Annotated in this window: 1 protein-coding gene; it reads right to left on the reverse strand. The window is 65.0% G+C overall.

The window, feature by feature from the left end:
• Positions 1 to 236: hypothetical protein (locus AC3II9_RS21925; protein ID WP_489158826.1), on the reverse strand; the 236-nt coding region annotated here is incomplete at its 3' end.
• Positions 237 to 263: the final 27 nt, after the last annotated feature.

The following is a 263-nucleotide window of genomic DNA, read 5'->3' on the forward strand; positions in this document are numbered from 1 at the left end:
GCTAGCGCCGTGGCCGCCATCCGCTTGGCAAAGGGCCATGCCAGGGAATCATCGCCGCATCCGTCCGCCGTCGCGTGCCGGATCTTACCGTTATCGTCCACCATTTCGACCCGCGTGCCCCAGCCGTGCAGGCATATCACATGTTGTTTGGTGGGGCGTTGCACCAGCGCCCGGTCGAAATAGCCGCTCGCGCCTTGCAGGTCACGCCATAGCGAAAGCGGCACGATCGCGTTCATCACCGACACGGCACCCTCGCCTTCGCG

The organism is Lysinibacillus sp. RU7, assembly GCF_057837305.1.